This is a genomic window from Serratia sp. SA088, assembly GCF_049065515.1.
In the GTDB taxonomy this organism is placed as follows: Bacteria; Pseudomonadota; Gammaproteobacteria; order Enterobacterales; family Enterobacteriaceae; genus Serratia; species Serratia nematodiphila.
The window spans coordinates 1-25,414 of the sequence record NZ_JBAKGW010000006.1; the positions used below are offsets into that span (position 1 = coordinate 1).

The 25,414-nt window shown below is 56.8% G+C and carries 26 protein-coding genes and 1 pseudogene; 17 read left to right on the forward strand and 10 right to left on the reverse strand.

The features are described from left to right. Positions 1-137, reverse strand: a pseudogene (locus ACOWVD_RS15825) (hypothetical protein); the annotation flags it as partial. 138 nt (positions 138-275) lie between these two features. On the opposite strand from ACOWVD_RS15825, the gene ACOWVD_RS15830 reads away from it, so the two are divergent. Next, positions 276-1,184: a LysR family transcriptional regulator gene (locus ACOWVD_RS15830; RefSeq protein WP_088381767.1), complete on the forward strand. Its 909-nt coding sequence runs from the start codon at positions 276-278 to the stop codon at positions 1,182-1,184. A 122-nt stretch (positions 1,185-1,306) separates the two neighbouring features. On the opposite strand, the gene ACOWVD_RS15835 is transcribed toward ACOWVD_RS15830, so the two are convergent. Further along, positions 1,307-1,609, reverse strand: a complete 303-nt coding sequence (locus ACOWVD_RS15835) for an XRE family transcriptional regulator (RefSeq protein WP_004935502.1) — start codon at positions 1,607-1,609, stop codon at positions 1,307-1,309. Between the two features lie 4 nt (positions 1,610-1,613). Further along, the gene (locus ACOWVD_RS15840) at positions 1,614-1,967 is read right to left on the reverse strand and encodes a type II toxin-antitoxin system RelE/ParE family toxin (RefSeq protein ID WP_015378478.1); all 354 of its coding nucleotides are present in this window, start codon (positions 1,965-1,967) and stop codon (positions 1,614-1,616) included. A 438-nt stretch (positions 1,968-2,405) separates the two neighbouring features. On the opposite strand from ACOWVD_RS15840, the gene ACOWVD_RS15845 reads away from it, so the two are divergent. Continuing rightward, positions 2,406-3,701, forward strand: coding sequence for an MFS transporter (locus tag ACOWVD_RS15845; protein ID WP_049242466.1), 1,296 nt, complete (start codon positions 2,406-2,408; stop codon positions 3,699-3,701). A 26-nt stretch (positions 3,702-3,727) separates the two neighbouring features. Continuing rightward, positions 3,728-4,534 (forward strand): substrate-binding domain-containing protein, encoded by an 807-nt coding sequence (locus ACOWVD_RS15850; RefSeq protein ID WP_421105677.1) that lies wholly within the window; start codon positions 3,728-3,730, stop codon positions 4,532-4,534. Here the strand turns inward: ACOWVD_RS15850 and ACOWVD_RS15855 are convergent. From ACOWVD_RS15855 to ACOWVD_RS15865, 3 genes are all read right to left on the reverse strand, one after another. Further along, the gene (locus tag ACOWVD_RS15855; RefSeq protein WP_421105678.1) at positions 4,509-5,408 is read right to left on the reverse strand and encodes a LysR family transcriptional regulator; all 900 of its coding nucleotides are present in this window, start codon (positions 5,406-5,408) and stop codon (positions 4,509-4,511) included. The two genes, ACOWVD_RS15850 and ACOWVD_RS15855, sit on opposite strands and share 26 nt — an antisense overlap. 104 nt (positions 5,409-5,512) lie before the next feature. Then, entirely contained in the window at positions 5,513-5,878 is a 366-nt protein-coding gene (locus tag ACOWVD_RS15860) for a diacylglycerol kinase (RefSeq protein ID WP_004935528.1), read from the reverse strand. A 219-nt stretch (positions 5,879-6,097) separates the two neighbouring features. Beyond that, positions 6,098-7,222, reverse strand: a complete 1,125-nt coding sequence (locus tag ACOWVD_RS15865) for a hypothetical protein (protein WP_049242472.1) — start codon at positions 7,220-7,222, stop codon at positions 6,098-6,100. Between the two features lie 738 nt (positions 7,223-7,960). On the opposite strand from ACOWVD_RS15865, the gene ACOWVD_RS15870 reads away from it, so the two are divergent. Genes ACOWVD_RS15870 through spt form a run of 4 tightly spaced genes read left to right on the forward strand, consistent with a single transcriptional unit; the run spans position 7,961 to position 12,062 of the window. Further along, positions 7,961-9,700 (forward strand): fatty acyl-AMP ligase, encoded by a 1,740-nt coding sequence (locus tag ACOWVD_RS15870; RefSeq protein ID WP_033645743.1) that lies wholly within the window; start codon positions 7,961-7,963, stop codon positions 9,698-9,700. Next, positions 9,697-10,611: an NAD-dependent epimerase/dehydratase family protein gene (locus ACOWVD_RS15875; protein WP_004935535.1), complete on the forward strand. Its 915-nt coding sequence runs from the start codon at positions 9,697-9,699 to the stop codon at positions 10,609-10,611. The genes ACOWVD_RS15870 and ACOWVD_RS15875 overlap by 4 nt, the downstream gene beginning before the upstream one ends. Before the next feature lie 31 nt (positions 10,612-10,642). Then, the gene (locus tag ACOWVD_RS15880; RefSeq protein WP_015378483.1) at positions 10,643-10,903 is read left to right on the forward strand and encodes an acyl carrier protein; all 261 of its coding nucleotides are present in this window, start codon (positions 10,643-10,645) and stop codon (positions 10,901-10,903) included. Then, entirely contained in the window at positions 10,890-12,062 is a 1,173-nt protein-coding gene (spt, locus tag ACOWVD_RS15885; RefSeq protein ID WP_004935542.1) for a serine palmitoyltransferase, read from the forward strand. Before ACOWVD_RS15880 ends, spt begins: the two co-directional genes overlap by 14 nt. A gap of 70 nt (positions 12,063-12,132) precedes the next feature. On the opposite strand, the gene ACOWVD_RS15890 is transcribed toward spt, so the two are convergent. Continuing rightward, entirely contained in the window at positions 12,133-12,864 is a 732-nt protein-coding gene (locus tag ACOWVD_RS15890; RefSeq protein WP_015378484.1) for an ATP-binding protein, read from the reverse strand. A 372-nt stretch (positions 12,865-13,236) separates the two neighbouring features. Between ACOWVD_RS15890 and ACOWVD_RS15895 the strand changes: the two genes are divergently transcribed. The 9 genes from ACOWVD_RS15895 (at position 13,237) to ACOWVD_RS15935 (ending at position 21,859) form a co-directional block, all read left to right on the forward strand. Beyond that, entirely contained in the window at positions 13,237-13,962 is a 726-nt protein-coding gene (locus tag ACOWVD_RS15895) for a lipoprotein (protein WP_033632594.1), read from the forward strand. A gap of 30 nt (positions 13,963-13,992) precedes the next feature. Then, positions 13,993-14,787 carry a hypothetical protein gene (locus ACOWVD_RS15900; protein WP_049242475.1) on the forward strand — a complete coding sequence of 265 codons (795 nt, stop codon included), beginning with the start codon at positions 13,993-13,995 and terminating at the stop codon, positions 14,785-14,787. 72 nt (positions 14,788-14,859) lie between these two features. After that, a complete protein-coding gene (locus ACOWVD_RS15905) occupies positions 14,860-16,197 on the forward strand; it encodes a lipopolysaccharide biosynthesis protein (protein ID WP_004935553.1) in 1,338 nt (445 codons plus the stop codon). After that, positions 16,194-17,063 carry a hypothetical protein gene (locus tag ACOWVD_RS15910; protein ID WP_016927024.1) on the forward strand — a complete coding sequence of 290 codons (870 nt, stop codon included), beginning with the start codon at positions 16,194-16,196 and terminating at the stop codon, positions 17,061-17,063. The genes ACOWVD_RS15905 and ACOWVD_RS15910 overlap by 4 nt, the downstream gene beginning before the upstream one ends. Before the next feature lie 20 nt (positions 17,064-17,083). Beyond that, positions 17,084-17,650: a YtfJ family protein gene (locus ACOWVD_RS15915; protein WP_306377764.1), complete on the forward strand. Its 567-nt coding sequence runs from the start codon at positions 17,084-17,086 to the stop codon at positions 17,648-17,650. A gap of 28 nt (positions 17,651-17,678) precedes the next feature. Next, a complete protein-coding gene (gene lptF, locus ACOWVD_RS15920) occupies positions 17,679-18,749 on the forward strand; it encodes an LPS export ABC transporter permease LptF (protein WP_421105679.1) in 1,071 nt (356 codons plus the stop codon). Then, positions 18,746-19,825 carry an LPS export ABC transporter permease LptG gene (gene lptG, locus ACOWVD_RS15925; protein ID WP_164095667.1) on the forward strand — a complete coding sequence of 360 codons (1,080 nt, stop codon included), beginning with the start codon at positions 18,746-18,748 and terminating at the stop codon, positions 19,823-19,825. Before lptF ends, lptG begins: the two co-directional genes overlap by 4 nt. 102 nt (positions 19,826-19,927) lie before the next feature. Then, positions 19,928-20,677 (forward strand): glycosyltransferase family 2 protein, encoded by a 750-nt coding sequence (locus ACOWVD_RS15930; RefSeq protein WP_049242484.1) that lies wholly within the window; start codon positions 19,928-19,930, stop codon positions 20,675-20,677. 408 nt (positions 20,678-21,085) lie between these two features. Continuing rightward, positions 21,086-21,859, forward strand: coding sequence for an ankyrin repeat domain-containing protein (locus tag ACOWVD_RS15935; protein ID WP_197763380.1), 774 nt, complete (start codon positions 21,086-21,088; stop codon positions 21,857-21,859). A 93-nt stretch (positions 21,860-21,952) separates the two neighbouring features. Here the strand turns inward: ACOWVD_RS15935 and ACOWVD_RS15940 are convergent, their stop codons facing one another. Further along, complete coding sequence (locus ACOWVD_RS15940) at positions 21,953-23,260, reverse strand: serine hydrolase domain-containing protein (protein WP_164095665.1); 1,308 nt, start codon at positions 23,258-23,260, stop codon at positions 21,953-21,955. Positions 23,261-23,367: 107 nt separating this feature from the next. Between ACOWVD_RS15940 and ACOWVD_RS15945 the strand changes: the two genes are divergently transcribed. Continuing rightward, positions 23,368-24,258, forward strand: a complete 891-nt coding sequence (locus ACOWVD_RS15945; RefSeq protein ID WP_306377566.1) for a LysR family transcriptional regulator — start codon at positions 23,368-23,370, stop codon at positions 24,256-24,258. Positions 24,259-24,288: 30 nt separating this feature from the next. On the opposite strand, the gene ACOWVD_RS15950 is transcribed toward ACOWVD_RS15945, so the two are convergent. Together ACOWVD_RS15950 and ACOWVD_RS15955 are read right to left on the reverse strand one after the other, a co-directional pair. Further along, entirely contained in the window at positions 24,289-24,474 is a 186-nt protein-coding gene (locus tag ACOWVD_RS15950) for a hypothetical protein (RefSeq protein ID WP_126191958.1), read from the reverse strand. A gap of 16 nt (positions 24,475-24,490) precedes the next feature. After that, positions 24,491-25,240: a hypothetical protein gene (locus ACOWVD_RS15955; protein WP_126191957.1), complete on the reverse strand. Its 750-nt coding sequence runs from the start codon at positions 25,238-25,240 to the stop codon at positions 24,491-24,493. Between the last annotated feature and the right edge of the window lie 174 nt (positions 25,241-25,414).

A 25,414-nucleotide genomic window follows, 5' to 3' on the forward strand; every position in this document is an offset into this window, starting at 1 on the left:
ACGCCGCCCCCCGGGTGAGAAACGACGATGGCCGGATACTGACGGCCCGCGTCGAAGGCCGGCGGGAAGTAGAGCACTGCGGAAAGATCGATGGTTGGGTTATTGCTATTCGTGAAGCTGATTTTCTGGTTCATCATCCGGTTCCTCATCAGGGTGGTCGGTTAACTGCATCGTTTCTGATTCTCACTATAGACATTGAACATTAAGATGATTAGACCCAAAATAATGATTAGACCTATCACTTAAATGATTAATCAGCCGAACGGAAAACAGAGATGAAACGTGATGAGATAGCCGATTTGGTGGCATTTGTGGTGGTCGCCGAGGAGCGCAGCTTCACCCGGGCCGCGGCTCGCCTGGGCATGGCGCAGTCGGCGTTAAGCCAGATCGTCCGCCGCATCGAAGAACGGCTGGGGTTTCGTCTGCTGACGCGCACCACGCGCAGCGTAGTGCCCACCGAGGCCGGAGAGCAGCTCTTGTCGACCCTGGGTCCCATGCTGCAAGACCTGGATTCCGTCATGACTTCACTGGGCGAGCTGCGCAACCGCCCTTCCGGCACCATACGCATCACCACGGTGGAGCATGCCGCTAAAACCCTTTTGCTGCCCGCCATGCGCATGCTGCTGAAATCTCACCCAGAAATTAACGTGCAGCTCATCATCGATTATGGTCTTAGCGATGTGGTCGCAGAACGTTTCGATGCCGGCGTCCGTCTGGGGGGAGAGATGGATAAGGATATGATTGCCGTGCGGATTGGGCCTGATATTCCGATGGCGATCGTTGGCGCGCCGGATTATCTTGCCCGGCGAGGCACCCCGACCTCGGTGGCGCAACTGGTCGATCATCAGGCGATTAACCTCTATCTTCCTACATCGGGCACCGCCAACCGTTGGCGGCTCATGCGCGGCGGACGTGAAGTTCGGGTTCGCATGCAAGGCCAACTGTTGTTAAACACCATCGACCTGATCCTGGACGCCGCTCTCGACGGGCACGGCCTGGCCTACCTGCCTTGCGATCAGGTGCAGAACGCCCTTGACGAGAAAAAACTCGTCCGCGTGCTGGACAAGTTCACCCCGGACTTACCGGGGTATCATCTTTACTACCCACACCGCAAGCACCCAGGATCGGCCTTTTCTTTGCTTATCGATGTGCTTAGGTTTAACGACGCGCAGAAGCCCAAATAGCGTGCTGCCGCCTGAATCCACTCCGACAGGCACAGGTATCGTCTCCTGTCAGAGAAACTCTGGTTGAGAAAAGCCCGCTCAGGAAGACCTGAGCGGGCTTTGTGCTTTTCTGCCGTTAGCGCTTACAGCACAAATTCGTAGTGCGAACCGTCCGGCAGTTCGACATCCAGGCGCAGTTTGCCGCCGGCCGCCTCAACATAGCGTTTAAGCGAAGACAGTTTCAGATCGCGGCCCGGTTTTTCCATCACGGCGACGGTCGGTTGCCGGATACCCAGCGCCTGTGCCATTTCAACCTGGGTTTTCTGCACCTTCTCGCGCAGCTCGGCAAGATGGATGTTCAGCATAATGTCCGTCGCCATTGCCTGCGCTTCGGCCACGACCTCGGGCTTTTCCTCCGCAATAAGCTGTTCCAGCGTTCTGCCCATCGCGTCACTCCTTCTCTTTTAGTGTGTTCAGCCAATTCGTGAATTCCCGATCGGCAATCTGCAGCATTCGATCGTAAAAACGTTTTTCATCGCCCGCTTTATTGCCCGCGCAAAGCACCATGCCGACGCGGTACGGATCGAAGGCGAAGAATGCCCGCAACGGTTCGCCACGGCTCTGAATACGCAGCTCTTTCATGTTGCTGTAACGCGAGCCTTTAACCGTATCGGCATAGGGTCTGGGCAAGCCGGGCCCTTTTTCCCGCAGGACCATCAATGCAGCAAGCACGCAGGCCCGGTCTGCATCGCTGAGTGATCTGAACCAATGATCAAATGCATCCGTTGTTTTAATTTCCCACACGGGGCCTCCCTAAAATATAGATCAATAGCTATATAGATGTAAAGCTATAGCAGAGAGGCGCTGGGATGGCATGCAAAGGCACGCGTTGTTACTGCAAGGCTGAACGTACATCCACGCATTTTGCAAACGCAGTGCGCGGCATTCACCTTTTTACGCGCGGTATCGAATAATCGTTCAGAGGCACGGGGCGCTTCCCCGCCGCCCCTTTATGAACCCTGTCACAAAAAGCGCATAACGTTTTCGGCGTTCTGCGCAGCGGGCGATGAGCGACAAACTTGTTAACGCCACGTTACATCGGGTTAGGCAACATTGTTAACGCCGACTGATGCGTCAAACGCATCGCGCCATGCGTTTATTGCGCTTATTTACTTTATTTTCCTGAGCGAGTCTTCAGCAACAGGCGCGGCGTCAAGCGCCAATAACAAACTGGAGATAAAGATGCATTCCTCTACCTCACCCATGACCACCCGGGCCAGAACCGGCGCGATACTGCGCGTCACCTCCGGCAACTTTTTAGAGCAGTTCGATTTTTTCCTGTTCGGCTTTTACGCTACCTACATCGCACACACCTTTTTCCCGGCCAGCAGCGAGTTCGCCTCGCTGATGATGACCTTCGCGGTATTCGGCGCGGGCTTTTTGATGCGCCCGATCGGCGCCATCGTGCTGGGCGCTTACATCGATAAAGTCGGCCGCCGCAAAGGGCTGATCGTCACCCTGTCGATCATGGCCGCAGGCACCTTCCTGATCGTATTGATCCCCTCTTACCAGAGCATCGGGCTTTGGGCGCCGCTGCTGGTGCTGTGCGGGCGTCTGTTGCAAGGCTTCTCGGCGGGCGCGGAGCTGGGCGGCGTGTCCGTCTATCTGGCCGAAATCGCCACGCCGGGCCGTAAAGGCTTCTACACCAGCTGGCAGTCCGGCAGCCAGCAGGTAGCTATCATGGTGGCGGCGGCCATGGGCTTCGCGCTCAATGCGGCGCTGGAAGAAAGCGCCATTCGCGAATGGGGCTGGCGCCTGCCTTTCCTGTTCGGCTGCCTGATCGTTCCCTTCATTTTTTTCCTGCGCCGCAAGCTGGAAGAGACGCAGGAATTTACCGCTCGCCGTCACCACCTGGCGATGCGCGACGTGTTTAAAACCCTGCTGAAAAACTGGCCGGTGGTGATCGCCGGCATGCTGATGGTCGCCATGACCACCACCGCGTTTTACCTGATCACCGTCTATGCGCCAACCTTCGGCAAAAAGGTGCTGCTGCTCAGCGCCTCCGACAGCTTGCTGGTCACCCTGCTGGTGGCGATCTCTAACTTCATCTGGCTGCCCATCGGCGGCGCGCTGTCGGACCGTTTCGGCCGCAAACCGGTGCTGGTCGCCATGACGTTGCTGACGTTGGCCACCGCCTACCCGGCGCTGAGCCTGCTCGCCGCCGCCCCCAGCTTCGGCATGATGCTGGCCGTGCTGCTGTGGCTGTCCTTCATTTACGGCCTCTACAACGGCGCCATGATCCCGGCGTTGACGGAGATCATGCCAACGGAAGTGCGGGTGGCCGGGTTCTCGCTGGCCTACAGCCTGGCGACGGCGGTGTTCGGCGGCTTTACGCCGGTGGTCTCCACCGCGTTGATCGAATACACCGGCGACAAGGCTTCACCGGGCTACTGGATGAGCTTCGCCGCGCTGTGCGCCCTGCTGGCGACGCTGTATATGTATCGCCGCATCGCCATGCCGCTGCAAACCGCGCGCTAAGCCGCCATCTCAAAAGGAATGATGCCATGCAAAAACTCACTCGTTCGATCCTCGCCGCGCTGGTGTGCGCCTCCTGCAGTACGGCGGCGCTGGCCAAAGACGTGACCGTCATGATCTCCGGCGGCTTCAAAGCCGCACTAGAGAAGCTGGCTCCGGAATATGAAGCTCAAAGCGGCGACAAAATCATTCTGGTGTCCGGCCCCTCGATGGGCAAAACGCCGCAGGCGATCCCCGCGCGGCTGGCGCGCGGAGAGCAAGCCGATGTGCTGATCATGGTGGGCGACGCGCTCACCCAACTGGAAAAAGAGCGCTGGACCCAGCCGGGTTCGCGCGTGGAGCTGGCCGATTCGCCGATCGGCATGGTGGTCAAACAGGGCGCGCCCAAGCCGGTGATAAAAACGGATGCCGACCTGCGCAATGTCTTGCTGCAGGCGAACTCTTTCGCCTATTCCGACAGCGCCAGCGGCCGCTATGTCAGCGGCCAACTGTTCAAAAAGCTGGGCATCGAGGAACAGGTGAAAGGGAAAGCACATAAGGTTGAGCGCATTCCGGTGGCCTCTGAAGTAGCGCAGGGGAAATACGCGCTGGGCTTCCAGCAGGTCAGCGAATTGCTGCCCGTGGCGGGCGTGACCTTTATCGGCGAGCTGCCGGAAAACGTGCAGTACATCACCCGCTTCGCGGGCGCGGTAACCGCCAAGGCGGAGCACCGCCGCGAAGGCAAAGCGCTGCTGAACTTCCTCGCCTCCTCTCAGGCGCAGCCGACCATTCGCGCGACCGGCATGCGAACCGTACCGGCGCCGCAGCCGGTCAGGCAGAGTGATACTGTTCAGTAATCAGCTTTTCCAGCTCGGCGGCGACGAAAGACTGCATGCGGCCGCCGCGTCTGATGAGACCCACGGTACGTTTCACCACCGGATCGACCAGCGATACCGACGTCAACACCGAGTGCTCTGAAGTGGGCATCGACATGGCGGGCACGGCGGCAATGCCGATGCCCGCCTCAACCATGCCCAGCATGGTCGTCACATGGCGAGTTTCACACACGCTGGGGCGTTCCGGCACGAGGTGTTCCAGGCGCTGATCGAGCAGATTGCGATTGCCGGAGGTTTTATCCAGCGAGACGTAATCCTGCTGATAGAACTCTTGCCAGGTGAGGCTCTTTTTAGCGGCGAGCGGATGGTCGCGCCGGCAGGCAGCCACGTAGACGTCCCCCACCAACGGCACAAATTCAAGATTAGGCTGCAGCCGCCCGGCGAAGCAGATGCCGAAATCGGCCTGGCCGCCGGTGACCGCCTCGATGACATTACCTGCGCTGCCGTCGATCAGCTTGACGCGCACGCGCGGATAGCGCAGCCGGAAACGGCGTATCACGTCGGGCATGAAATAGTAAGCCGCCGAGGGCACCGTGGCGACGGTAACCAGCCCGGTACGCTCCTGGCTGACCTTGTCGATATCGGCCAACACCGCTTCGACGTTCATCAGCAGCTGATCCGAACGCTCGGCAAAGGCCTGCCCGTACAGCGTCAAGGTCACGCGCCGGGTGGTACGATCGAACAGTTTGCTACCCAGCGCGTTTTCCAGCTTCTCAATCCTGCGGCTCAGCGCCGACTGCGACAGGCAGATGGACTCTGCGGCCAGCCGAAAATTGCCGTACTCCACCAGCGCGCGAAACGCATAGAGATCGTTGAGATCAAAATTCACGGGCATAACGACCAACTCTCCTTGCTGAAAATGGCAGAAGACGCAAAACAGCGATGATAACCGCTTATATCGCCACGTTCACCGACTGGGTGGTTGAACCACCCAAGCCCCTATCGCCCCAGCAGCACCATTCCCCAAATAATGATAGTCATCACCACGGCTACCAGCTGCGCTGCGCCGCCCAAATCTTTGGCGCGTTTGGATAACGGATGCAATTCCAGCGAAATGCGATCGACCACGGTTTCAATCGCCGTATTAAGCAGCTCAACCACCAATAGCAGAAAACTGCAGGTGATTAATAACAGCCTTTCTATATTTGTAATATCTAAACCAAATGTAACAACCAGTAAAATGGCGTTAATAACCAATAATTGGCGGAACGCATCTTCGGTAAGCACAGCATCAATAAACCCGGCCCAGGAATTCCTAATGCTGTAGGTTAATCGGCTTATTCCTTTTTTCTTTTCCACAGGCATACAATCAGCTCTCGTCAAAACTGCGACAGTCACTCGCAAATAAATCACGCAGCGTGAATTTATCTCGAGTTTATTAATTAAAAACCTTAACCGTTCTCTTTCAGGAAACGATGCATTCACTCACTCGCCGTCCCCCTGCTCCTGAAACGCCACCGCCCGAAAATGCCCTGGCGCGGTTATTATTCTGGGAGCGTAAAAAGGGGACGCGATATCAGCCGCTTAAAGCGTTTTCTCGTACAAGCGGTAACGCTTGTACGGCACCGCGCCGATGCGTTCTAAAATCGTCCGCATGCCGGTATTGGTTTCCAGGATCCACGACATTTCCAGCGCGTCGATATTGCGCTTCGCGAAAGGCTCGCGCAGCGCCTCAATCAGCAGCAGCGCAATAATGGGCCCGATGCGGCTGAATTGATATTCCTGGCGTACGCCCATCAACGGCACGCGCGCGGTGCGCACGCCGCTGACTTTCAGGCGCCACAATAGCTTCGCCCAGCCGAACGGCAATAAACGCCCCTGCAGATCGGCAATCGCTTCGTTAATGTTCGGCAGACCGACGATAAAGGCGCAGGGGGCGCCATCCACCTCGGCGATATGGATCATATCGTCGGGCACCAGGAACTTCAGCTGATCCCCCATGGTGGCGAACTCGTGCTCGGTGAACGGGACAAACCCCCAGTTATGTTGCCACCCGGAGTTGAACACCTCGCGCAGCACCTGCATCTCCTCGCGAAAGCGCTTGCGATTGAGACGGCGGACGGTCACCTTTTTACGCACCTGATCCATCATCCGGGTTAACGACGGCGAAAAATGCAGGTCGGTTCTTTTCATCCAATAGGCAAGCAAATCAATCCCTCCACTGTAGCCCTGCTGCGCTATCTGGGCCGCGTAGTAAGGTTTCGCGTGCGTCATCAGGGCGGAAGGCGGGGTATCGAACCCTTCGACCAACAGGCCGCTTTCCTGATTGATATTGAGGCTGAATGGCCCGGTGATTTTACGCGCGCCTTTCGACCTCAGCCACTCCTCCGCTACCGTGAATAAGGTGCTGAACACGGCGGGATCGTCAACGGCGTCAATCATGCCGAAATGGCCGGTATCCTCACCATGCAGCTCCCGGTGCAGAGAATCGATTTGCGCAGTGATGCGTCCAACCACTTTGCCCTGTTTTTTGGCCACCCATGCCTGCCATTCAATATGGTCGGTCCCGGGATTCTTCTTTGACAGGTGCTCTTCGCGCTCTACATGCAGCGGCTCAATCCAGTTCGGATCATCGCGAAACAGTTGCGAGGGGAAAGCAATAAATTCTTTAAGTTCGCGTTTATCCAGAACTTTCTCAATACGGATCATAAATAGCCTTACGTTTTAATAAAATAATTAAATAAGCACGCGACAACGCCTTTAGCATTTTTTATGCTGTTGCCTTTTATTGAATTGTGTATTGCCTCCGGCTCACTGATAAGAAAAACCGAATATTCCCCCTCGGCGAATCAGCAACGTGTTGCCTGACATTCACCCTGTGATGTCCATAATTGATAAAAAAAGGAAACAGAAAGCGGCGCAGCCAGGCTACGCTAATAGTGCTCTTTTATTATTTCGTGCTGTTATGGTAAAAGAAACTCGCCGCTTTTAGTGTACCGACTTTAATCAGGAGGTGCGCCGCCATTTTTACCACTTAATGCTATTTTTAAGATTAGCCTTAAATGAATCGTTCACTTTTGAATTTCTTGCGGCATACTGTTTAGGAAGTGTTTAAGTTCCAAGATAGCCATGCATGAGGTCATAACCTATGAGCCGACAGTTATTTCCTGCCCGACAGATGCAGACTAAAGAACGGCGAAGTCCGGATATTACAATAGTCTCTCATATCTCGCCAGGGTGCCGCTCAAGGCTGATGACTCGGGCTACTTACGCTCTGCCCGGTTAATAACCGGCATGCCGCTCGAGCACGGCAATATACGCTGTTCGCGGAATGAAGATGGTTGAATAACAAACTTATTCAAAACCTATTCATAGTAAAACATCAATTACCTCGCCAAGAGTGATTTCTCTCTTTTGGTGATTTTTAATCTATGGCTAAGTTTGTCTATGTCTGAAACAAGTTCCGTTCATTCTCTTCCCATGCGCTATGCGGACTTCCCCACGTTAGTGGACGCGTTGGATTACGCGGCACTCGGTAATACGGGAATGAATTTTTACGACCGTCGCAATCAACTCGTGACCGTTCTCGACTATCGCACGCTGCAGCAAAAAGCGATCGCGGGCGCGCGGCGTTTATTGTCCCTCAAGCTCAAGAAAGGCGATCGCGTGGCGCTTATCGCCGAAACCAGCCCGGGCTTCGTCGAAGCCTTTTTCGCTTGCCAATATGCCGGCCTGGTGGCGGTGCCGTTGGCGATCCCGATGGGCGTTGGCCAGCGCGACTCCTACACCGCCAAACTGAAAGGGCTGATCGCCAGCTGCAACCCCGCGGCGATCATCAGCAGCGAAGAGTGGACACCGCTCATCGCGTCGGCCACGGAAAACACGTCGGCGATGCACATCCTCAGCGACGCGGACTTTAACGCCTTGCCAGAACCGGAAATCGCGTTGCCGGCGCCTTCGCCCGACGATATCGCCTATCTCCAATACACCTCGGGCAGCACCCGCTTTCCGCGCGGCGTGATCATTACCCAGCGGGCGGCCATGGCGAACCTGAACGCGATCAGTCGCGACGGGATCAAGTTGCGCGCCGGCGACCGCTGCGTTTCGTGGCTGCCCTTCTATCACGATATGGGCCTGGTCGGTTTCCTGCTTACGCCGGTGGCGACCCAGCTGTCCGTCGACTACCTGCGCACGCAAGATTTCGCCATGCGCCCGATGCAGTGGCTGAAACTGATCGCCAAGAATCGCGGCACGGTGTCCGTCGCCCCGCCGTTCGGCTACGATCTGTGTCTACGCCGCAGCAACGCCAAAGAGCTGGCCGATCTGGATCTTTCCAGCTGGCGGGTTGCGGGCGTGGGCGCCGAGCCGATCCCGGCCGAGCTGCTCGCCCAGTTTGGCGAACACTTCAGCAGCATCAACTTCGACAGTAAAGCCTTCATGCCGTGCTATGGCCTGGCCGAGAACACCCTGGCGGTGAGTTTTTCCGACCCTTGCTCCGGCCCGCAAACCAACGAGGTCGACCGCGATATTTTGGAATACGAGGGTAAAGCGGTCGCGCCGGGCAAGAAGACCCGCGCCGTCTCGACCTTCGTCAACTGCGGCCGTGCGCTGCCCGGCCACCGCATCGAGATCCGCAGCGAAACCGGGCAACCGCTGCCGGAACGTCAGGTCGGCCATATCACGATTTCCGGCCCCAGCCTGATGAACGGCTATTTCTGCGACGATGAGTCCCAGCAGCAGATCCAGGTGACCGGCTGGATGGACACCGGCGATCTCGGCTATCTGCTGGACGGCTATCTGTACGTCACCGGCCGCAAGAAGGATTTGATCATTATTCGCGGCCGCAATATCTGGCCGCAGGATATTGAGTACGTCGCGGAATCCGAACCGGAAATCCGTTCCGGCGATGCGATTGCCTTCGTGACCGAAGAACACGACGAAGCGGCCAGGATCATTTTGCAGATCCAGTGTCGAGTCAGTTCGGAAGAACGCCGTGAACAAATCGTGCATTCGCTGAGCGCGCGCATTCAAAGCGAGTTCGGCATCGCGGTGGACATCGAGCTGCTGCCGCCGCACAGCATTCCCCGCACGTCGTCGGGCAAACCCGCGCGCGCGGAGGCCAAGAAACGCTGGCTGAGCGCTTCGCTCTACCCGCAAATGCCGCAGCTGGCCGGTTTCGCGCAATGAGCGGCACCGTGGCAGTGACGGGCGCGACCGGCTTTATCGGCCGGCATATCGTCCAGGAACTGCTGGCGCAAGGGTTTAGCGTGCGCGCCCTGACGCGGCAAGCCGGAAAAGCCGCCGCAGACAACCTGCAGTGGATCCCCGGCGCGCTGGAAGATCGGCCCTCGCTCACCGAATTGGTGCGCGGCGCGGAGTGCGTCGTGCATTGTGCGGGCCAGGTGCGCGGGCATGCGGAAGCGGTGTTCACCCGCTGCAACGTCACAGGCAGCCTGAATTTGATGCAGGCGGCCAAACAGAACGGCCGCTGCAATCGCTTCTTGTTCATGTCGTCGCTGGCGGCCCGCCATCCGGCGCTGTCCTGGTACGCCCATTCAAAACAGGCCGCCGAGCAGCAACTCATCGCCGCCACGGGCGATATCGCGCTGGGGATTTTCCGCCCAACGGCGGTTTACGGGCCCGGCGATAAAGAGCTGAAACCGCTGTTCAACGGCCTGCTGCGCGGCGTGCTGCCCCGGCTGGGCGCGCCTGACGCCAGGCTCTCTTTTCTGCACGTGAGCGATTTGGCAAAGGCGGTCAGCCAATGGGTGCAGACCGAACCCGCGCAGCCGAATATTTACGAACTGTGCGACGGCGTGGCCGAAGGCTATAACTGGCTGCGCCTGCGGGACATCGGCGCCGCCGTGCGTCACGGGCCGGTGCGTCTGGTGGGCATTCCGCTGCCGCTGCTGAAAGCCCTGGCGGATATCAGCGTGGTGTGGAACCGCCTGGTAAAAAAAGAGCCGATGCTGACGCGCAGCAAAATACGCGAATTAACGCATCGCGACTGGTCCGCCAGTAATCAGGCGCTGTCGCAACAGATTAATTGGTTTCCACAGGTGAGTTTGGAACGCGCGCTGCGTGAAGGGCTGTTTTAATTATTCCAAGTAGAGGTGTGTCAACGTTCTTATGCTAAATCGCGATGCTGTAATGGATTATATCCTGACGTGTTTGCAAGGTATCGTCGAAGGCGGAGTGGAAATAAAACCTGATAGCGATCTCGTCAATGATCTTGGCCTGGAATCCATCAGAGTCTTGGATCTGCTGATGATGCTGGAAGATGAATTAGATATCTCCATTCCTATCAATATATTGCTTGATGTCAGAACGCCTGAGCAACTGCTTGACGCGCTGCGCCCTTATCTGGAGAAAAACCATGGGACTGTATGATAAGTTTGCGCGGCTCGCCAATGACCGTGAACAATTTCAAACGTCCGGTCTGAATCCGTTCGGCACCTGTATCGACGAAGTGTATTCCGCCACCCAGGGGCGCATCGGCGATCAAAAGATTGTCCTCGCCGGCACCAATAATTACCTTGGCCTGACGTTCGATGCGCAGGCGATCGCCGCCGGCCAGGCGGCTCTGGCCGCGCTCGGCACCGGCACCACCGGCTCGCGCATGGCGAACGGCAGTTACGGATCGCACCTGACGCTGGAACGGGAGCTGGCGGAATTCTTCGATCGCCCGAGCGCCATCGTGTTCTCCACCGGCTATACCGCCAACCTGGGCGTCATCAGCACGCTGGCGGGACCGGGTGCCGTGGTGCTGATCGACGCGGACAGCCACGCGAGCATTTACGACGCCTGCGCCCTCGGCGGCGCGGAAATTATTCGCTTCCGCCACAATGACGCCGCCGATCTGGAGCGCCGCATGGTGCGCCTGGGCGAACGCGCCCGCGAAGCGATCATTATCGTGGAAGGCATCTACAGCATGCTGGGCGACGTCGCCCCGCTGGTGGAAATCGTCGACATCAAGCGGCGATTGGGCGGGTATCTGCTGGTCGACGAAGCGCACTCCTTCGGCGTAATGGGCGAGCACGGCCGCGGCCTGGCCGAAGCGCTGGGCGTCGAGCAAGACGTGGATATCATCCTGGGCACCTTCAGCAAAAGCCTGGCTTCGATCGGCGGCTTCGCCGTCGGCGGCAAGGGGATGGACGTGCTGCGCTACAGCAGCCGGCCGTATATCTTTACCGCTTCGCCGTCGCCGTCCAGCATCGCTTCGGTGCGCACGGCGCTGCAAAAAATCGCCCGCCATCCCGAGCTGCGGGAAAAACTGTGGAGCAATGCGCACCGCCTGTACCACGGCCTCGCCGAGCTGGGCTATACCCTGGGGCCGCGCATCAGCCCGGTGGTGCCGGTCATGATCGGTTCAAAGGAAGAAGGGTTGCGTTTCTGGCGCGAGCTGATCGCCCACGGCGTCTATGTGAACCTGGTGCTGCCACCGGCCGCGCCGGCGGGCGTGACCCTGCTGCGCTGCAGCGTCAATGCCGCGCACAGCGATGAAGAAATCGACACCATCGTGCGCGCCTTTGCGGCGCTGAAAAAATAAAGCCTTTCCTTCTCGGCCGCGGCGGCGGTGCCGAAAATGGCCACGCCGCCCTGCCGAATCGATGCGCACCTCAGTGCGCAGCCGTTGATACCCCATCAGCCGAATAGCGATACCCCTGCGCCGCCATAAATTCCGCGATGGCTTTTTCCGCCGCCGAAAGCACCTCCTCGATCGGCCGATCGGCATCGAGATCCACGATGTCGGCGCCTTCGAACGTCAATAGCGGCGTGACGGCGATCTTCTTCTCCAGCGCCGCTTTGCGGTGATCGGGTTTGCGCGCGCAGGCCACGTCCAGACTGACATTCAGCTTGAGCACCAGATCCGGTTTTTGCCCCGCCATCCATTGGAACGCCGCCCGTTCACGCGCCGCCAGCCAACGGACGAAACGGCTGCCTTCAACGTCGACGGGAAAAACCGTGCCGTCGTAAGCGCCAGGGATCTGCGCCTGCGGAAAACGGTCGGTCAACACGATGAACCCTTGCCGGCGATACGCCAGCATGCGGCGAAAACGCAGCAGCCGCCGCCCCACGAAAGCGATGATCACCGCCGACGGCAACAGGCCAATCCGGGATTTTTTCGTTTTGACTTTTTTGGTATTGCTCTCGATAGCCTTGCCCACCGAGCGCCCGAGCAGCGGCAATTTCGCCGCCGCGCGCCCGACGTTGCCCGCCTGTTTGCCCAGATGCACCTGCACCGCCGGGCCATAATGTTTCACATACTCGATCAGATGTTCACAAACGGTGGACTTACCCGATCCGTCGCTGCCGATAACCGCAATCAGCGGCGGAAATTTTGCACTCATAATAAGACTCTCTTTCAATACACCAGAAACGGCGTGCCATATTTGAAGCGAACGATCGCTTATCATTGCCGCGGTGGCTGCGTGAAAAAAAATTTGCCATACGCAGCGCCAAAAAGCACAAAAGATTAAGCGAAAATTGAAAACCTCTGCTCTTTTTTCGCCGTGAGCCATGCCGAGAATTAACATAAAAAGCGAAACCAGCCCACGCACGAACAATTAGCACAAAATAACAAGAACAAACGCCATGAATATCAATTCAAATAACGAAAAAGAATACCGATCTCATTATTTTATCGCAGCAAATCACAATAAATATCTTGAACCCAAGGCGTATTGGAATACAATAGTTTTTTTCGCATTGGATCAATTATTGTGAGTCAGCAGATAAGACCTTCATCTGATCGCTCGCCCGTGCGCGTAATAGCGATAACCGGCTGTGACGGCTCGGGAAAATCCACGTTAGCCGCCAGCCTGGTCAACGCTTTATCGGCACAAGAACCTGCCGAACTGCTGTATCTCGGCCAGTCTTCCGGGCGTATTGGCGAATGGATCAGTTCGCTGCCGATTATTGGCGCGCCCTTCGGGCGTTATTTGCTGAAGAAATCGGAACGCGTGCATGAGCGCCCTTCCACACCGCCGGATAATGCCACGGCGCTGGTGATATTTTTACTCTCCTATTGGCGCGTTTATAAATTCCGTCGCATGCTGAAGAAAAGCCGCAGCGGCGCATTACTGATCACCGATCGTTATCCGCAAGCCGAAGTGGCGGGGTTTCGTTTCGATGGCCCGCAGCTGGCGAAAACCGCCGGCGGCAATCGCTGGATCCGCTGGCTGAGAAAGCGCGAACAAAACCTGTACCAATGGATGGCGTCTTATCAGCCCTTATTATTAATTCGGCTGGATATTGACGAACAAACGGCCTATTCACGCAAACCCGATCACTCGCTGGCGGCGTTGCGTGAAAAGATCGCCGTCATCCCGCACCTGACGTTTAACGGCGCTAACATATTGGATTTAGACGGCCGCGAACCGGCCGACCGTATTTTCGACGCATCGCTGCGCGCCGTTAAAATATCGCTGAGGGCCGCCAATGCCTAGCCGACAAATAACCTTTCCGTACCGAAACAGATGAAAAAAAATAAACTCACCGCCGAACAGGATACCTCTCCCACCTGCATCACCGGGCTGATTGCCGTGGTGGGCAGCGACGGCACGGGCAAGTCCACGCTGACCGCCGACCTGGTGAAAAACCTGCAGCAACATCGCCCCACGGAGCGGCGCTATTTGGGGCTGATCTCCGGCGAAGACGGCGACAAAATCAAGCGTTTGCCGTTCATCGGCGTGTGGCTGGAACGGCGCCTGGCGGCCAAATCCGACAAAACCCAGCGCATGAGCAACAGGCCGCCGGCGCTGTGGGCGGCGCTGATCATGTACGGCTTTTCGCTGTGGCGCGCATCCAACCTGCGCAAGGTGCGGCGGTTGGCGCAGAGCGGCGTTCTGGTGATCAGCGATCGCTACCCGCAGGCGGAAATCTCAGGTTTTTACTACGATGGGCCCGGCATCGGCGTGGAGCGTGCAAAAGGGTGGCTATTAAGCCGACTGGCGGCGCGCGAACGCCGTTTATATCAACGCATGGCCGTCTATCGGCCGGAGCTGATCATTCGCCTTGATATCGACGTCGATACGGCCTTTTCCCGCAAGCCCGATCACAGTTACGAAGAGCTGAAAGACAAGATCGCCGCCATGGTGCGCCTGCAATACAACGGCTCGCGCATCATCGAGCTGGACGCCAGAGCCCCTTACGACGAGGTGCTGAGCAATGCGCTCAACGCCATTTCCGCCGTGGTGAACCCCGCGAAGCGCCCGCAGAGCGATCTCGGGCAACCCGGCGAGAACGCCGGTAAAGAAACTCAGGTTTATTAAACGAATACAGGGCAAACGCATGACTGCGGAATACAAAATGCAGCAAAACAACGATAACGGCTGGTTTGGGCTATGAAACGGTGGTTTTCCGACGGCGCGTTTCGTTCCATTTTACGTAATGCCGCCTACCTGGGCTCCGGCAGCGTCGCCAGCGCGCTGCTCGGCCTGCTGGCGCTCTCCTGCGCCGGTAAAGGCATGTCGCCTGAAATGTTCGGCGTGCTGGTGGTGATTCAGGCCTATACCAAAGCGGTCAGCGATTTCATCAAATTCCAGACCTGGCAGTTTGTGGTGCAATTTGGCACTCCGGCGCTGGAGCATCAAAATACCGGGCGCTTCCGCGACGTCGTCGCCTTCTCCTTCGGCCTGGATATCGCCAGCGGCGTCATCGCCGTGCTGGGCGGCATGATCATGCTGCCGTTCTTGTCTCACGCTCTGGGGCTGGACAGCGAAAGCTTCTGGCTCGCCATGCTGTACTGCACCCTGATCCCATCGATGACCTCGTCCACGCCGACCGGCGTGCTGCGCGCCTTCAACCGCTTCGATTTAATCGCCATCCAGCAGGCGATCAAACCGTTCCTGCAGGCGGTGGGCAGCGTCATCTCCTATTATTTCGATCTGGGGTTCCCCGGCTTTATCGTCACCTGGTACGCCTCTAACCTGATCGGCGGCACGCTGTTTTGGTGGTTCACCGCGCGCGAGCTGCGCCGCCGCGATATCCATGGCGCGCTGAGGCCGCGCCTGTTCAACGTCGCGCGCCGCATCGAGGGCGCCTGGAACTTCGTCTGGACCACCAACATCGCCCATACCATCTGGGCCGCCCGCAACTCCTGCACCACCGTGCTGGTGGGCGTGGTGCTCGGCCCGGCCGCCGCCGGGCTGTTCAAGATCGCCATGACCTTCTTCGATGCGACGGGCACCCCGGCCAAGCTGCTGGAGAAAAGCTTCTATCCCGAGATCATGCGCCTGGATCCGCGCACCAAGACCCCGTGGCTGCTCGGCCTGCGCTCTTCGCTGCTGGCCGGCGGCATCGGCCTGGCCGTTGCGGTGTTGATGTTGCTGGTGGGCAAGCCGCTTATTTCCGCGGTATTCGGGCAGCAATACCTGGAAGCCTATGACCTGATTCAAATCATGCTGGGCGCGATCATCGTCTCCATGATGGGCTTCCCGCAGGAATCCTTACTGTTTATGGCGGGCAAACAGCGCGCCTTCCTGATCGCGCAGGCGACGGCCTCGGCGGCCTACATTGCGCTGCTGGTGTCGATGGCGTATGCCTTCGGCGTACAGGGCGCCGCCTTCGCTTATTTACTTGGGCAATGTTTAGACGTTCTGTTATCCCTGATACCGACGATCGGCGCCTACCGCAATCGCTTTATGTTGGGGCTGAATGTGCCCAAAGAGAGTAATCAATGACCGCTAGCAATAATTGGAAAAAGTTCTCAGCCGAAACCACCCAGGCGCTGTTTGTCGCGGTGGAAGAGGACGACCTGGTTGAGGCGAATATCAGCCTGCCGCAGCAGATTGATCTGGAATGCTCCCCCGAGAGCATTCGGGACAACTACGCGCTGTGCCTGCAGTTTTGGGAAGACGGCTTTTCCCGCCGCGAGCTGCTGCAATTGGTGAACGGTTTTCTGCAAGACCCGCAGTTGGCGGCGGCTACCCGCATGCGCTACAAATATATCCGCGCCCGCTATAAGCACCTGCGCTTCGCCCAGCAGCTGTACGGCGCCCCCCACCGCGCCAACCGCCTGTTCCACACCACTACCGTGGTGCTCGGCCATTTTCAGGACGCGTTTCGCAACGGCAACCAGAAGAACCTGACGCTGTACGGCAACCTGCTGCGGCTGCTGCTCAGCAAGCCGGTGTGGTCTTACGTGCGCTATGCGCTGCGCCACACCCGGCTGGAAAGCGCACAGGGCTTTATCACCTACCGCCAGGAGCAAATGCGCCAGCTGCAAACGCTGATCGCCGGCCCAGCGCTGACCGGGCATCAGTTCCATGACGTGCGCAAAATCGTCAGCCGCCAGGTCTCGTTCTATGACACGCTGAGATCGATCGATCCCGACAACCGCGAGGCCCGGCAGATCTCGCGCTTCCTGGCGGCGATTAACGGCCTGATGGGCGACCGGCATGACGTGATGGTGGCGGACAAGCTGGCCGGCGGCGATATCTATGATCGGCCGGCGATCCTGGATATCGACATCCGCCAGCGCCTGGAGCTGCTGCTGGCGCGTTTTCCGCTGTCGTTTTCCCAGCCGGCCATCGCGGCGGGCAGATAAGCGGGTTGCACGGAGCCATGATGACGTTACGTCGCTTGCTGACCCTTGCGCTGCTGCTGTCGCCGCTGACGGCATCTGCGCATAACTTCGTGCATGGCCGGCCGGTGGCGCCGATCGCCATCGCCGATCGCGGCGAGCTGCTGCTGCGCAACGGCGATTTCAGCTACCGGCCGTGGAACAGCGCAAAACTGGCGGGCAAGGTGCGGGTGATCCAGTACATCGCCGGGCGCACCTCCGCCAAAAAGAAGAACTCGCAGCTGATCAACGCCGTTAAGGATGCGAACCTGCCGGGCGATCGCTTCCAGCCGACCACCATCGTCAACACCGACGACGCGATACCGGGCTCCGGCTTCTTCGTGCGCGGCAAGATCGAGAAAAACAAACGGCATTACCCCTGGGCGCAATTCATCGTCGACAGCGACGGGCTGGGGCGCATGGCCTGGCGGCTGCCGGAGGAGAGCTCCACCATCGTAGTGCTGGACAAGGCCGGGCGCGTGCAGTGGGCGAAGGACGGCGCACTCACCCCGCAAGAAGTTGACCAGGTGATCACCCTGCTGCGCGCGCTGATCGCGCAGGAGACGCCATGAAGCGCACGCCGCCGGGAACCGATAACGCATGTCTTTGATTGAACGCTATATCACGGTTGAGATCCGCCGCCTGGTGATGATGATCGCCGGGTTTCTGATCTTCATGTTCGCCAGCTACTCCGCTCAGCGCTACCTGACCGACGCCGCCAACGGCACGCTGGCGCTGCGGGTGGTGGCCGACGTGGTTTTCTATAAATCGCTGATCGCGCTGGAGATGATATTGCCCGTCGCGCTGTATGTCTCGGTGGCGGTCGCGCTGAGCCAGATGTACAGCGATGCGGAGATCACCGCCATGCTGGCCGCCGGCGCCAGCCCGCTGCGGCTGTACAAGGCGGTGCTGATACTCGCCGTGCCGCTGGCGATAGCGGTCACGCTGCTGTCGCTGTATGGCAGGCCCTGGGCGTACGCCAATATTTATCAGCTGCAGCAACAGTCGCAATCGGTGCTGGACGTGAGCCACCTGCAGGCCGACAAATTCAACGTCAGCGGCAACGGCCGCATGATCCTCGCCAGTCACGTCGACAAAACGGCCAACCACCTGACGGACGCCCTGATTTATGTGCGCGGCGGCCATCACACCAACCTGTACCGCGCGCAGTCGGTGGAGGTGCTCGACGCCTCCCCCGTCAGCCCCGCCGTGCGGCTGAAAACCGGCACCGCCTATGTGCTGGATCGTGAGGGCGCCGACGACAACGGGCAGAACTACGACAACTTCGACATCGCGCTCAAACCGTTCGTGCCCAGCGCCGAGAGCCGGCACAAGTCGGCCTCGCCGGCGGAACTGGCGCGCTCCGCCGATCCGGGCGACGCAGCCGAACTGCAATGGCGCGAGAGCCGCGGGCTGACCACCGTGCTGATGGTGCTGCTGGCGATCCCCTTTAGCCGCATCAAGCCGCGGCAGGGGCGCTACGCCGCGCTGCTGCCCCTCACGGTTCTGTTTACCGTGATTTTCTATGGCGGCAACATTTGCCGCACGCTGGTGGCCAACGGCTCTCTGCCGACGATCCCCGGCGTTTGGCTGGTGCCGATAGCGATGGCTGTCGGCATCGCCCTGCTGCTGGCGCGCGACCTATCTCTGCTGCGGAAAACTGCCCGATGACTATTTTTAGCCGCTATCTGATCCGCAACGTGTTCATCGGCTTCGCCGCCGCGGCCGGGCTGCTCATCCCGCTGTTCACCACCTTTACGCTGATCAACGAGCTGGAGGACGTGACCCCGGGCGGCTACCGCTGGCAGCAGGCGCTGCTGGTGACCGTGATGACCCTGCCGCGCAGCCTGGTCGATCTGGGGCCGTTTATCGCGCTGCTCGGCGGCATCGTTGGGCTGGGGCAGCTCTCCAAGAGCCTGGAGCTGACGGCGATCCGTTCCGCCGGGATGTCGATATTCCGCATCGCGCTGGTGATGCTCGCCGCCGGGCTGCTGATGAACCTCTCGCTCGGCGCCCTCGATGAATGGGCCGCCTCGCCGCTGCAGCAACGCGCGCTGCAAATGAAGAATAACGCCCTGGCGCAGTCGAATAATAACGACGTTACCGTTAACCCGCTGTGGGCGCGGCGCGGCAACGAGTTTGTGACAGTGAAGACCGTCGATGAGAACGACCAGCCCCACGGCATTGAGATCTTCCGTTATCAAGCCAACCGCGCGCTGGAGTCTTACATTTACGCCGACAGCGCCAGCACCGCCGCCGACGGCAGCTGGCTGCTGCACAACGTGATGCAGAAAAGCTGGCAAGGCAGAAAGGAGACGATTGCGCGACAAGACAGCCTGCTCTGGCGCTCACTGTTCGCCGTGCCAAGCCTGAAAGAGCTGACCCTGCCGGCAGGCAGTTTCTCGCTCCAACAGCTGGATCGCTATATCGATTACCTGCAAGGCTCGGGGCAACCCAGCACCGAATACCGCCTGGCGCTGTGGAAAAAACTCGGCCAGCCCCTGCTGGTGCTGGCGATGATTTTGCTGGCCATCCCGTTTACCTTCACCGCCCCGCGCGCCCCCGGCATGGGCAGCCGGCTAGCGCTTGGCGTCATCATCGGGCTGCTGACCTACATCGCTTACCAGATCGTTCTCAACCTGGGGTTGCTGTTCGCCCTCAACGCGCCCTTCACCGCCCTCGCCCCGCCGCTTTTGCTCCTGGCGTTGGCGCTGGCGCTGGTTTATCGGTTTGACCGGCGGGGTTAAGCATTTTCTGAGGTTGATAAGGGATAAGAAGAGAATCGCAATTTCCATTCCAGAGAAAACATCACGCACTCACCTGCTCGCGATTTTTAAGGATGTTAGTTAATGGCAAAGATAGCTGTTTGTATACTGACTTTTAACTCCTCTCGTTTATTACACGAGGTGCTTTCTCCACTCATGGGCATTGCGGATGAGTGGATTGTGGTGGACTCCGGCAGTACGGATAAAACGCTGTCTATTTGCCAAAGCTTTGGAATAAGCCCTATTTATCATCGTTTCGAGACTCACGGACGGCAAATGAACTTTGCGATTTCTCAAGCTCATCATGACTGGGTGTTGTGCCTGGACAGCGACGAAATCCTTGATGCCGAAACCATAGCATCCATTTTAAAATTCAAAGCGCAGGAAAACCCACCGCCACAGCAAGCCTTTAGAATCAAAAGGAATTGGTTTGTTCTCGGACAGCCAGTCAGAACGATTTATCCCATCTCCTCACCGGACTACCCCGTTCGGCTGTTCAATAGAACGCAGGTCAGGTTCAATGATGCTCCGGTAGATGATGCCGCTGAAGGCTATATTCACACGTCGGTCATTCCCGGCAATGTTAAGCACGATACCTTTTACTCTCTCCATGAAATATTCAACAAGCTCAATAGCTATACGACAAGGGTAGTAAAATACAGAAACATTAGGCCCTCGATATTTCGTGGCGTCGTTAGCGCGATCGGCGCCTTTTTCAAATGGTATGTCCTGAGCGGCGCATGGAAGGAAGGCAAAGTCGGCGCCGTCACTGGGTTTTATGCCGTAGCCTACAGTTTCCTGAAGTATTTTAAATCCTGGTATGGCAAAGATTGATAATGTTAAGGACAGAAACAGGGGCGTTTCCCCGCCGCTACTGATCCTGGCGTTGGTTTATCGATTTGAGCGGCGAAGTTAACACCCTACAGCAGCCTTTAGAAAACAAGAACTTTCCGGTTAATAGTTGGCCGGCTTTACAAATTGGCCTGAGCCGTTATTATCCCTTATTTGGTGTCCTATGCGCCGTTAGCTATCGCTAACTGCCGTTCGATAACATGCCCCCTCAGGGCTCGATCGAGTGCAAGGAGTGCGAGCGCCCGCCTGAACAGGCCAAGACGCAGCAAGCAAAGGAAGAGACACACTATGTTTTCCAGTTTGAAACTGCTGTATATCGCCGATGATATTATTTCACCTGATGATTGAAGATCAGAAAGACGAGGATGTCGCCACTATCAGGGGGAGAATATGAGCAAATTGATAATGGCAATAGCGCTACTGTTTACTGTCCTCATGGTGCAAGGATGCAACAAAAGCATGGAATATGAGCCACAGGATTTTTTTGAAGGCCGGCAGCTGGAAGTCGCACAGCTAATTTATGATGGCGATGAAGTGAAACTGAAAGAAAAGCTTCCTTCAATAAGTAAGCAAGAACTGAATCGACCGGTTAAGGCGGACATGACCCTGCTGTTTTGGTCGGTGCTAAACTCAATCTATGATAAAAACACGCCAAAAAGACTGAGGATTATTACTGATTTGGTTAAAGCGGGTGCAGACCCGTTGCAGCCCAGACCGGAAGGGGGAAGCAGTCCAGCTGAGTTTGTCCTGCAGGGCGATAAAGACGTCTGGATAAAAGCAATGTTGGATGGTGGGTTACCACCGAATCCTAGAGATAAAGTTCATAACGAGCCAATTATATTCGAAGCATTAGACGCGAAAAACACTGAAACTTTAAAGGTGATGTTGGATTATGGTGCGGATATAAACACAAGAGATTCATTGGGAAACACCTTGTTAATAAGCTCACTGGATTCTCATTCATTTGACCATACGATTCTTTTGTTAGAGAGAGGTGCAGATAGTAAAATCAAGGGTAAGTTTGGTTGGACTATGGGTAATCAGCTTCAGCGCTTTATAGATAGAGGGGTAGGCGATGCCGAGGATAAGGAGAAAATTAACAAGATAAAAGAGTTACTAATTAAAAACGGTGGAGACTGGCCTCCTCTACCTGTAGAGAATTGAGACTCCCTTAAGGTCAGCGTCGAAGGCATGGAATATGCCGCTCAGGGGCGAAATGGCAACCGCCCCTGCTCGCTCTGTCGATAGTTGCCGGGGTTAACGCAATTCCTTCGCTATCGCGCTAAACATCAGCGATGCCTCCAGCGGTTGCGCGCTGAAAGAAGGCTCCGCCTGCGGCCAGGTGGACCACTGGACGATCACCAGATTCTCCGCCTGATTGACCATGATCATCTGGCCGAAGATCCCCAGCGCCCACAGGGAATGTTGCAGGGAGGCCTGCGGAGCGGGTTCTACGTTAGTCGCATTCACCGGCACTTCGTTGTTCCACCATTGGAATCCGTAAATGCCGTTGGGATGCGCCGCCGACACAGAGCCCGCAGCCCGCGTCCAGTTGGACGACTGGGCTACCCAATCTTCCGGCAAGATCTGTTTGCCGTTCGGCAACGTTCCGTTATGCAGAATGAACTCACCGAAGCGCCCCCAGTCTTCCAGCGTGGCGTTAAAGCCGTGCGCGCCCACGTCGTGCTGGCCTTTGGCGTAGGCATGCCACACGCCGTCGCTCGCCATGCCGTACGGCTGCCAGATGCTTTGTTCCAGATAGGTCGCCAGCGGCATGCCGGTGGCGCGCTCCAGCACATCGCCCAGCAGCCACGCGCCGCCGGAGGAGTAAGACCAGTTCTGCCCAGCCGGATGCGCACGCTGCAGGCCGGCCACCAGCTTGCGCACGCAGGCATAGGTGCCGGGTTTGGCTTCACACTCGGTCAGCTGCGCGAAGTCCGATTTCGGGTTGGTGTAATCCTCATTCCACGCCACGCCGGAGGTATGAGTGATCAGCTGCCTGAGGGTCACACCGTCCCACGCGGTGCCTTTCAGATCGGGTTCGTATTGCGTGATGAGATCGTCGAGCGAGCGGATCTTGCCCTGTTTAATCGCCACGCCCACCAGCGTGGCGACCACGGATTTGCCCACCGAGCGCGACGTCCACAGCGTGGCGTCGGTATTGCCCTGCCCCAGATATTTCCAGGCGATTTTGCCGTCTTTCAATACCAGCATGCCGCTGACGTTCTGGCGCTGAAGATAATCCTGCAGGCTGTAGGTTTTGCCATTCACCTGATAGCTGGCATTCGTTAGCTGTTTAGCGGCAGCCACCAGCGGTGTGGCACTGCCGTGATGAAACACATCCCCGGCATAGTTGCGGTAGTCGTTACGAAAACCGATCACCCGGTCGCTCTGGCTCCAGGTGAGCATCTTGTGCGTGTCCGGCAGTTGCGCATCAAAAGGTGCGGGACAGGCGCTGAGTTCGGTGCCCGCACAGGCGGCCAGCGCAGCGGGCGCCAACAGGCCGCTGCAGAGACTGATGACAACGCCCGCCAGCAGGCTGCGGTTAAACACTTTGCTTTTCATATTTTTTCTCGCTTAGCTCATGAAGGCGTTCAGCTTAAAAAAACGCGGCCTATAATAAAAAACGCCTGATGGGGGAAAATCCCCCGCAAAATCGACGGGAGAGCCGCGTGCCAAGCCTGATTTATTCCTTTGCCCAACTGGAAGCCTTCACCGCCGTGGCCGAGCACGGCAGCCTGGCGAAAGCCGCGCTCAAGCTGGGCAAAGACCGCACGACGCTGCGCGATTTGATTGATTTTCTCGAGGATGGCTTGGGCTATGCGCTGTTCCTGCGCGAGGGGCGCAGCCTGCACCTAACGCCGGAGGGCGAACAGCTGCAGCGCCAGGCGCACCTGCTTATGCGCCAAGTGAAAGCGTTTGAGGCGTTTGCCAAAGACGTGCCGAAGAGCACGGCGCAGGAAATCTCGCTGGTCTACGATCCCTTCACGCCCCGTGCATTGCTGCAAGCGCTGATTGCCGCCATGGCTCAACGCAACACGCGCCTGAGCCTGATTAACGCCTCGCGCGACGAAGCTGAAAGCCTGCTGGCAAGCGGCCAGGCCGATCTGGGCATCTGCCAGGCGCGCAACCGCAGCGTAGGCGACGCCATGGAGTGGCGCGCCCTAGGGGCGATAGAGATGGATTTTTACGCCGCCAAAGCGCTTTTCCCCGGCGCGGAACAGCCGCTTTCGCTGCTGGAACTCTCCCTGACTCCGCAGGTAATTATGCACCCGGATTCTGACGAACCCGTGGCGCGCCGCCTGCAAATTTCCGGGCATACAATATTTACTAACGAGCTGGAGATGCTGCGCGCCCTGCTCGAACAGGGCTGCGGCTGGGGATTCTTGCCGACGCATATGCATGCCGAGCAGTGGAAAAACGTCAACACGCTGCGCACCGAAGTCGGCAGCCAGGGGATCAGCCAAACCATGGTGACCATCTGGAAACCGGGCAATGACCGACGAGCGCTGATTGATGAGACGCTGGGGTTGTTGCCGGGGTTGTGGAGGGGGGTTGGGTAATGAAGCGTCGCTGTTAGATTTGCGGTGTTGTTATAGGTAGCCGATCGTGGGGAGCATCGCCTGCGTTGTTGGTCCGTTCGCTCTTAAGCGGGGATTGCTGTTTTTGTCCAATGAGCGCCCCTCACCACCATCGCTCCAGCGCTGTTGGAGCTGGTTTGTTGCTTTGATAGGCGGCATTTCATTCTTGCTAATGATCATTTGCCCGTTTTTTTGCATTTACTTTTTATCTTTCCTACCGCATCCATACATATGAACTATTTTCCAAGTGTTTATTAAAATATTCATATCCATCTTTGTTGCTGGCAACATGCAAACTTTCATTATTTGTAATATCAAAATAATCGAAACCGACTAAAAAGAAACCCTCACGAATTTTGTATGGATTGATGTTTATGCTTATAGAGTTTTTTTCGGCCCAATCGACCCAAGCATTATCATTACTTTGATGCCAGATTCTAATGCTATGATTAAAGTTAGTGTTGTTAAATGTTGAGAAGTAATGCTTAAATAAATCCTTCTTGTTTTTGAATAGATCTTCAATTGCTGTCCGCTCTGAATTTACATCAATTAGGTTAATGTTTTTCCCATAATCAATTAGACCATCTCGCATTACTTTGCTCTTAATTATTGACTCTTTTATTTCACTTGATAAGTGATATGAGAAATCAATAATTTCATGGCTATGTTTGTTAAATTCATTGTCGCAATAATGCGCTATTGCAATATTAATTGCAACAGCGATATCCATTGTAGAAAAGTGATAGTCACCAGGTTGGAAAAGTGAATTTATTACCCCTCTAAACTCTCTGGCATCAATCAAATCGAGCGGTCTATAACGTTCTCGTAGTTTTATATCATTAATACTGGTTAGAATCCCAATAATATTTTTTTGATATAAATAATGAGAGAGTTTCCTCTTGAATATGTAGTGGAACGGAGATGTAATTGATTCAGATATTTTAAGGATGTCATTTAAAATCACTTTGGCTACCAAGGATGCTTAGATTAGGCACATGCAATAACCATATCAAACTATTACAAAAAATATAAGTTGCATCAGGACTTGATATGCAAAAGGATTTTTTAAATAATACATTGTAATTTTTGAGAAAATATTGTAAGTATCCCTGCAAAAAGAACCATCGACTTTTAGAGA